The 4,993-nt window shown below is 55.1% G+C and carries 6 protein-coding genes; 2 read left to right on the plus strand and 4 right to left on the minus strand.

Features of this window, described 5'->3' with window-relative positions; all coding sequences use genetic code 11:
- Positions 1-5: 5 nt before the first annotated feature.
- Both QCH34_RS06615 and QCH34_RS06620 read right to left on the minus strand, forming a co-directional pair.
- Entirely contained in the window at positions 6-926 is a 921-nt protein-coding gene (locus QCH34_RS06615; protein WP_300332051.1) for a zinc ABC transporter substrate-binding protein, read from the minus strand.
- Positions 910-1,344, minus strand: a complete 435-nt coding sequence (locus tag QCH34_RS06620) for a metal-dependent transcriptional regulator (protein WP_300332053.1) — start codon at positions 1,342-1,344, stop codon at positions 910-912. Before QCH34_RS06620 ends, QCH34_RS06615 begins: the two co-directional genes overlap by 17 nt.
- Positions 1,345-1,452: 108 nt before the next feature.
- On the opposite strand from QCH34_RS06620, the gene QCH34_RS06625 reads away from it, so the two are divergent.
- Positions 1,453-2,454: a DUF523 and DUF1722 domain-containing protein gene (locus tag QCH34_RS06625; RefSeq protein ID WP_300332055.1), complete on the plus strand. Its 1,002-nt coding sequence runs from the start codon at positions 1,453-1,455 to the stop codon at positions 2,452-2,454.
- Here the strand turns inward: QCH34_RS06625 and QCH34_RS06630 are convergent.
- The gene (locus QCH34_RS06630; RefSeq protein WP_300332058.1) at positions 2,447-3,676 is read right to left on the minus strand and encodes a MiaB/RimO family radical SAM methylthiotransferase; all 1,230 of its coding nucleotides are present in this window, start codon (positions 3,674-3,676) and stop codon (positions 2,447-2,449) included. The genes QCH34_RS06625 and QCH34_RS06630 overlap by 8 nt on opposite strands.
- On the opposite strand from QCH34_RS06630, the gene QCH34_RS06635 reads away from it, so the two are divergent.
- Positions 3,646-4,440, plus strand: coding sequence for an HD domain-containing protein (locus QCH34_RS06635; RefSeq protein WP_300332060.1), 795 nt, complete (start codon positions 3,646-3,648; stop codon positions 4,438-4,440). The genes QCH34_RS06630 and QCH34_RS06635 overlap by 31 nt on opposite strands.
- On the opposite strand, the gene QCH34_RS06640 is transcribed toward QCH34_RS06635, so the two are convergent.
- Positions 4,437-4,993 (minus strand): MerR family transcriptional regulator (locus tag QCH34_RS06640; RefSeq protein WP_300332062.1); only part of this gene is annotated, 557 nt, incomplete at its 5' end. The genes QCH34_RS06635 and QCH34_RS06640 overlap by 4 nt on opposite strands.

Genomic DNA, 4,993 nt, shown 5'->3' on the forward strand with positions numbered 1-4,993 from the left:
AGCTGTCATCTGTGGCCTCCCTGAAGTGCTTCTGCAACCCTGATAAAGTTCTCAAGGTATGCCTCTGGCAGGGGATCGATTACAACTACATCTCCGTTTATCTCGGCAGCAATGACACGGGCGGATCTCTCAGGGAACTGCGGTTCGATGCAGACGATTCTGATTCCATCTTCAACAGCGATTCTGACAACTTCCTGTATCTCCCTTGCGGTCGGCTCCTTCCCGCCGATATGAACCGCAACCTGCTCGAGATCATATTCACGGGCAAAGTATCCCCATGCATCATGGGTTACGATGAACCGGCGGCCTGGGAGGGCGCCCAGTATCTCACGCACCTCTGCATCCACAGAAGCCGTTCTCTTCTGGTATTCATCGAGGTTCTCCTGATAGATCGCCTCCCCCTCCGGATCGATTGCGATGAGGGTACGTGCGATTGTTTCTGCCATCAGGGCACCGTTTGTGGGCGAGAGCCAGATATGGGGATCTGCCGATTCCGTTGAAAGATGGTTCTCCTCATGTTCATGCCCTGCATCTCCTTTAATTAAGTCAATTCCTTCTGAGAGATCAACAACAAGCAGGCCGGGGTTCTGGGATGAGAGGCGGCTGACAAGCCGGTCTTCAAAAGGAAGCAGCCCACAACCGACCCTGAAGAAGATCCGGGATTCTGCGATAGACACGATCTGTCCGGGTGTCGGCTCGAAGGTATGGGGTTCGGTTCCTGGTGGTACAACCACGGTTACGGCGATCCTGTCGCCCCCGATTGCAGAAGCGATCTCTTTCATCGGAAGGATCGTCACCGCTACCGGAATCCTCCCATCCTCTTCATCACTCGTCGTCTCTACACATCCGGAGGAGAGGCATGCAATGAGGATCACCACAATGGCAAGAATCCCCGGATACCACAGGGAATCATTCTGCAGGCTCAATGCAACACCCCTCCTCATGCTCGATCCGTCCGCATACCGACATCATCGGGTGGCCAAGTGAGGCGCAGATCCGGTTCACCGCATCTCTTGAGACATGATATTCAAACCTCTTCACCTCGGCACATGCTTCACCAGGGGTAAAACCATAGTGGGAGAAGAGGAGTGCCAGTATTCTATGCCTTCTCATGATGAAATGTGCAATATGCTCCCCTTTTTCTGTAAGGGTAGCTCCTGCATACGGCGTATGGATCAGAAGCCCCGCCTCTGCCATCTCACGGATCGCCTTGGTTGCGGTTGATGGCGATATGCCAAAATTATTGGCAATATCTGTTGTTTTTACGAATCCGCCAGATTCAAGGATGTATTTCAGGTACTCTGCCTTCCGTGGCGATACCTCATCTTCTCCCTGGAACTCCATATCTGGACTTTGGTTTTGGGAGAATAAAAGTTTCGGTTGGGTAAAAATCTTCCCGACTGCTGGATATATATTTGTCAGTGTTCAGTAAGGGGTGAGGAGTTCTGGATTATGGGAGTGAAGAGAAGCTTTTGGAGACCGGCCCTTGTTGTCAGCCGGTGTATAGAATTTGATCCCGTCAGGTACAACGGGGATATGATAGGAAGTCCACTCGTCCGTTCTATGAAACCGTTTGTCACCTTCATTCCGGTCTGCCCTGAGGTTGAGATCGGGCTTGGCATCCCCAGGGATACGATTCGGATCGTAGAACAGAATGGCAAACTGCATCTCATCCAGCCATCCACAGGACGGGATCTGACCGAACTGATGCAGGGATTCTGCCGGGGCTTCCTGGATGAGATCCCGCCAGTTGATGGCTTTATCCTGAAGAACAAGTCCCCGACCTCAGGAATATCCGATGTGCGGCGGTATCCTTCCGCAGAGCCGTCATCTCCCATAGGAAAGGGTCCGGGTTTCTTCGGGGGCATGGTGCTGGAGCGCTTCAGCGGCTATCCGATCGAGGATGAGGGGAGGCTGAGGAACCGGAGGATCAGGGATCATTTTCTCACACGGATCTTCCTTCTGGCTGATCTCAGGCATGTGGAAGAGATCGGATCCATGAAGGCGCTCATCCGCCTCCATACAGAGAACAAGCTCCTCTACCTCTCCTACAGCCAGGTGCTGCAACAGAGGCTCGGCCGGATTGTTGCGAATGCCGGGAAAAAGCCTCTCCCCCTTCTCATTAAGGAGTACAGGGAGACTCTTCTCGGCGGTATGAAGGCAGGACCCCGGTATACTGCCGAGATCAATGTGATCCTCCATGCATTCGGGTACCTGAAAGACTCATTATCCAGGGACGAGAAGGCATTCTTCCTTGAAGAGCTTGATTCGTACCGGAAGGGCAGAGTGCCGGTCTCTGTCATGAAGACGCTTCTTGCGGCATGGATTCTCAGAAGTAATGCCCCGGCACTTGCCGGACAGACATGGTTTGCACCATTCCCCGATGAGTTCATGGCCCTTGATCCGGAGGATACCGAGCGGGGGCGGGATATGTGGGAGTCGGAGATCAGCTGATCCGGGTCCCCACCAGGTAATGGCGGCGATGGCCGGTGATCCGCACACGGCATCTGGTTCCGATCGGAAGGGTCTCACCGATGATCACCGGCCGGTATGCGCCGTCCCGTGAGGAGACTGATCCTTCCTGCACAACTTCGGTGACGAGTACATCCAGCTCCTCACCGATGAATCCGGAATAGATCCGATCGAAGATCTCCCCGGCAACCATGGTTGCCAGCCGGGATCGGTCCTTCTTGAACCGATCCGGCATATCAGCCCTGCTGGCAGCCGGTGTCCCCGGCCGGTTCGAGTACCGCGTGATATTGATCTTCTCTGGCTCAATCACCCGGAGGAGATCGATCGTCTCTGCAAAGTCTTCATCTGTCTCACCCGGAAACCCGCAGATGATATCAGTTGAGATCCGGGCAGAGGGGAACCTTGAACGGATTGCACTGACAATCGCAATCACATCATCACGGCAGTACCGCCGCCCCATCTGCCCGAGCACCGCATCTGATCCTGATTGCACCGGGATATGGAAGAATAAGAAGATCTGATCGTTTCTGCAGGCATCAAGGACATCATCGAGGATCGGCATGAGGGTGTCCGGGTTCATCATCCCAAGCCGCACCCGGTACGATCCCGGTACCCTCCCGACCGCCTCCAGCAGTCCGGCAAGGCTCTCCCCCCGATCCATCCCCCATGCAGAGAGATCCTGTGCTGTCAGCTGCACCTCGACAGCACCCTCTCTCACCAGTCCTTCAAGCTCATTGACAATCTCTTCCAGGGGATGGCTAAGAAGCGGCCCCCTTGCTTTCCGGGTGATACAGTACGTGCAATGGCCCGGGCATCCCTGTGCCACCTGGAGGATGGCAGGGTTCCCGGAGGGGTAAACTCCCGTCTTCTGGAAATGGTAGTGAATGGTATCCGGATCGATCACGAATCCCCCGCAATCCGGATCGATCTTCGGGAGGCAGCCGGTGACGAAGAGGTTCCGATCCCGGCATTCGGCAATCCTCTTCCTCATCTCCCGTTCTGTTTTTTCGATTACAATACAGGTATTGATGAGAATGCAGTCTGCATCATCGGGAGACGGGGTAATAATACACCCCTGTGACTCCAGAATGATCCTGATCTTCCCTGTATCGCCGTAATTATAGGTGCACCCGTAGGTCTCGATGTAGACTTGTTTATTCCATATCCCGGTGATTGAATCCGGCTGTCCTTCTGCGGGTTGCATATCTCCTCTATCAGATCGGTGCGGACCTACAAAAAAGAGATGATACCGGATCATCCGGCTCCCTATCATCTCCGCTGATCCCGCCCATGCCCGGAGAAGTCTATATCTCTTCCCGGGTCAAGGTTGAGGTGAGGTGCAGGAGAATGCAGCAGAACACCCTCTCCGGAGATGGTTCCATAAGTGGCAGGCTTGAGAGGATACGCGTATTTGGCGCAAAATACACCCCGGATCAGGATCATGACGAGCAGGTGATGAAGAATGCCCTCATGCTCTTTGACCAACTCGCCCCCCTGCATGGCCTATCGGGAGAGGAACGCTTCCTCCTCCAGGCAGCAGCCATCCTGCATGATATCGGGTGGAGCCAGCCGGACGCGGCCCATAACAAGACCGGAGCCCGGATGGTCCGGGCAGACACCTCCCTTCCCCTGAAGAGGGATGAGCGGGAGATAATAGCTCTGCTTATCCGGTATCATAGAAAAACTCCGCCCTCCCTCCGGCAAAGGCGCTTTGCTGAACTGAATCAGGGAGACCGGGAACGCGTGCAGAAGCTCGCCTCCCTCCTCAGGATCTCAGACGCCCTCGATCGCTCACACCAGTCTCTTGTCGATACCATCACCGCCACGATAGGTGGGGATGAGGTGATCCTCCACTGCTCTTCACGGAGCGAAGGGTACCCTGAATGCGAATATGCACTGGAGCGTTCAGATCTCTTCACCGCCCTCTTCTCCCGCGAGGTGGTCATCGACTGGAGGGTAACTCCTTAACGGGAGAACCGCTCTGCCACCCGTTCAAGCCAGGACTTTCTGAGTTCCCGCTCCCGGAGATCCTCTTCAAGCTCCCTCACCTGTGACCAGAGTGTTCTCAGTTCCGATCGCGAGAGGGCGACCTCTTCCCGGAGACTTGTGATCTCACGGAGGATCAGGCCGGTATCTGCTTCCATGCCGTCACGGATTGCGCCAAGCCGGTGATCGATTGCGTTTGTCCTCTCCCCGGCCAGCCGGGAGGCGATGGCGATCTCATCCAGCAGATCAGATCCCTGTGGGGATGGTGGCGGGGTTGCTGATCGCACCCCTCTCTGCTTCTTCTCTCTCTCCTCATCCATCCCGATCTCATGGAGGGGCTTTCCACCACGGAGAACCGCCATAATCCCCTCATGGCTTAATCCCTGTGATGTCAGATCGGCGATCACACGGAACCGTTTGAGGGCACTCTGTTCATAGATCCTGACTTTTCCGATCGTCCGATGCGGAAGAAAGTCATTATATTCATCTGCATAGTGCCGTACCAGGTCTTCTGACAGGGAGAGAAGGCTTGCGA

It is taken from the genome of Methanocalculus sp., from assembly GCF_029762515.1.
Lineage (GTDB): Archaea > Halobacteriota > Methanomicrobia > Methanomicrobiales > Methanocorpusculaceae > Methanocalculus.